Below are 3428 nucleotides of genomic sequence, written 5' to 3' on the forward strand. Positions count from 1 at the left end.
GGCCGGCGGGGCCGGCCGGGCTGGCCGCGCTGACCGATCGGTGCTCGCCGAGGAGGCCGTGGCCGCGGGCTAGCCTGACGCCATGGCGGAGATCACGATGGCAGCCGTCGCCGCGCACTTCGGCCGGGACGTCGGGCGGACGCTCGCGAAGCTCCCCGGCATGGTCGAGCAGGCGCGCGCCCGCGGGGTCGACCTGCTCGTGCTGCCCGACGCGACCGTGGGCGGGTACCTGCTCGACCTCGTGAACCCGGGGGGCGCCTCCTCGGGTCCCGACGACGCCGACGCCCTGCTGCCGCCGGCGGTCGAGATCGACGGGCCCGAGGTCCAGGCCGTCGCCGACCTCGCCGGCGACCTCACGATCTGCTTCGGCGTCACCGAGCGGGCCCTCGAGGGCGGCGAGGACGTCCGGTACAACAGCGCCGTCTGCGTCCAGGCCGGTCGCGTGCTCGGGTCGCACCGCAAGGTGCACCTGCCCCTCGGCGAGTCCGAGGTCTACCGCGCGGGCACCGAGTTCGTCCCGGTCGACACCCCCGTCGGCCGCCTCGGCATGATGATCGACTTCGACAAGACGTTCCCCGAGTCCTCGCGCACGCTGGCGCTCGCGGACGCCGAGCTGCTCGTCTGCCTGAGCGCCTGGCCGGCCAGCGTCACGGACCGCTCGGACCGCCTCCGGAACGACCGCCAGGCCCACCTCTTCGACCTCTACGACTGCGCCAGGGCCGCCGAGAACCAGCTCTGGCTCGTCTCGTCGAACCAGACGGGGGTGCTCGGCGGGCTGAGGTTCCTCGGGCAGGCGAAGGTCGTCGACCCTGCCGGCGAGATCGTCGCCAAGACCTGGGCCAAGGGCGGCCTCGCCGTCGCGACGGCCGACGTCGCCGCCGACGCCGCTCGGGCCCGCCGCACCATGGACCACCTGCGGCAGCGCGTACCGTCGGCCTACGAGAGCGGGCTGCGCTGATGCGCATCGCGCAGGTCACCTACTCGACGAAGCCGCGGGGCGGCGTCGTGCACGCCCTGGCGCTGTCGGAGGCGCTGGCCCGGCGACGCCACGAGGTCACGGTGTGGACGCTCGGACGCGGCGGTGACCAGGCGTTCTTCCGTCGTGTCGACCCGGCCGTGTCGATCCGCGTGGTGCCGTTCGAGGCGCGCGACGACGAGTCGGTCGGCGACCGCATCGCCCGGTCGATCGAGACGATGGGGGCCGCGTTCGCGGATGCCCGGCTGCACGAGCGGTACGACGTCGTGCACGCCCAGGACTGCATCTCGGCCAACGCGGTCGGCCCGTGCCTCCGGACGATCCACCACCTCGACGAGTTCACGACGCCCGAGCTCGTGCGCTGCCACGACGAGGCGGTCCGCCGCCCGCTCGCCCGGATCTGCGTGTCGGCCGCCGTCGCCGCCGACGTCGAGCGCGGCTGGGGACTGACGCCGACCGTGATCCCGAACGGAGTCGACGCAGGCAGGTTCGCGGCGGCCGCAGGGCCCGCCGGCGACGGCGACCGGGCACGCTGGCGCGACCGGTTCGGCGAGTACGTGCTGGCGCTCGGCGGCATCGAGCCGCGCAAGGGCAGCCTCGACCTGGTCGAGGCGTTCGCGCTGCTGCGGCGCCGACGGCCCGACGTGCGCCTGGTGTTCGGCGGCGGCGAGACCCTGTTCGACTACCGCGACTACCGTGCCCGGGTCGACGCCCGCATCGCCGCGCTCGGCCTCGACCCCGTCGTGCTCGGCGTGGTCGACGACGACGAGCTGCCCTCGCTCGTGGCCGCCGCCGGCGCCCTCGCCTTCGTGTCGACCAAGGAGGGCTTCGGCCTCGCCGCGATGGAGGCCCTCGCCGCGGGCGTGCCCGTCGTCGCCCGTGACCTGCCGGTGCTGCGCGAGGTGTTCGGCCCGACCGTCGCCTACGCGACCGGCCCCCCGTCGATCGAGGAGGCGCTGGTCGCCGCCCTCGACGGGGCCGGCCCCGCAGCCGGTCCCGGCCGCGACCTCGCGGCGTCGCACTCGTGGGACGACGTCGCCCTGCTCCACGAGCAGTTCTACGAGGCCGTCGGCCAGGAGGGCGACCATGGTGCGGCAGTCGATCTCGCGCACCGTCACGGGGCTCGCTGAGGCGGACCCGGACCGCGTGGTGGCACGCGACGACGCCGGGACGCTGACGGCCTCGGAGCTGGACCGCGCCTCCTCGGTGCTCGCCCGCGCCTACCTCGACCTCGGCGTCGGCCAGGAATCGCTGGTGACCGTGGCCCTGCCGAACACGGTCGAGATGATCGTCGTCTGCGCCGCCGTCTGGAAGTGCGGGGCGACGCCGCAGCCGATCTCGCTCGGGCTCGACGCGGCGGAGCGAGCCGAGCTGGAGGCACTGGCGCGGCCGGCGCTGGTGGTGGGGGTGCCGTCGGCGGGCAGCGGTGCGGGTGCCGGTGGAGGGGCAGATGGTGGTGCCGGGGAGGTGCCGTGGGTGCCTGCGGGCTGGGCGCCTCCCCCGGTGGCCGGTGACGCGCCTCCTCTGCCGGACGCCTGGGCCTCGAGCTGGAAGGCGCCGACCTCGTCGGGGTCGACCGGCCGTCCGAAGGTGGTGCTGGCGGCGGCGCCCGCGCTGCTCGACCCGTCGCTCGCCGTCGCGTCGTTCCTGCCGCGCGACCAGGTGCAGCTCGTCGCCGGGCCGCTGACGCACTCGGCGACCTTCACGTACGCGTTCCGCGGGCTGCTGACCGGACACGAGCTCGTGCTGCTGCCGCGCTTCGACGAGCGACGGGTGCTGCAGGCGATCGCGGCGCACCGGGTGACCTGGGCGCTGCTCGTGCCGACGATGATGCACCGGCTGCTGCGCCTGCCCGCCGACGAGCGCGCCGCCGCCGACCTGTCGTCGCTCGAGACCGTGCTGCACCTCGGAGCGCCCTGCGCGCCCGACCTCAAGCGCCGGTTCATGGCCTGGGTCGGTGCCGAGCGCGTGGTCGAGGTCTACGCGGGCAGCGAGTCGAACGGGGTCCTGTCGATCCGTGGCGACGAGTGGCTCGAGCACCCCGGCAGCGTGGGGCGGCCGAGCGGCGGCACGAGCGTCGCCGTGCGCTCGGCCGAGGGCGACGACCTGCCCGCGGGCACGGTCGGGCAGGTGTGGCTCCGGCGGGATGGAGGTCCGACGTACCGGTACCTCGGCGGCTGCTCCGCTCGGACCGAGGACGGCTGGGACACCCTCGGCGACCTCGGCCTCCTCGACGACGACGGGTGGCTGCACCTGGTCGACCGGGCCGACGACGTCGTGCTCCGCGGCGGCGTCAACGTGCACCCGACCGAGGTCGAGCGGGTGCTGGAGGCGCATCCCGCCGTGCGCGGCGCGGTCGCGTTCGGCGTCGCCGACGACGACCTCGGGCAGCGGATCGAGGCCGTGGTCGACGTGGCGGGCGCGGGCGCGGGCGCAGGCGCAGGTGCGGGGG

The 3428-nt window shown here is 75.4% G+C and carries 3 protein-coding genes; all 3 read left to right on the forward strand.

The window, feature by feature from the left end:
* The first annotated feature begins 82 nt into the window (after positions 1-82).
* Complete coding sequence (locus RWM17_RS13195) at positions 83-958, forward strand: carbon-nitrogen hydrolase family protein (RefSeq protein ID WP_314104385.1); 876 nt, start codon at positions 83-85, stop codon at positions 956-958.
* Positions 958-2106, forward strand: a complete 1149-nt coding sequence (locus tag RWM17_RS13200; protein ID WP_314104388.1) for an MSMEG_0565 family glycosyltransferase — start codon at positions 958-960, stop codon at positions 2104-2106. Before RWM17_RS13195 ends, RWM17_RS13200 begins: the two co-directional genes overlap by 1 nt.
* Positions 2063-3428 (forward strand): AMP-binding protein (locus tag RWM17_RS13205; RefSeq protein ID WP_314104390.1); only part of this gene is annotated, 1366 nt, incomplete at its 3' end. The genes RWM17_RS13200 and RWM17_RS13205, both read left to right, overlap by 44 nt.

This window comes from uncultured Frigoribacterium sp., from assembly GCF_963515265.1.
Taxonomy (GTDB): Bacteria; Actinomycetota; Actinomycetes; order Actinomycetales; family Microbacteriaceae; genus Frigoribacterium.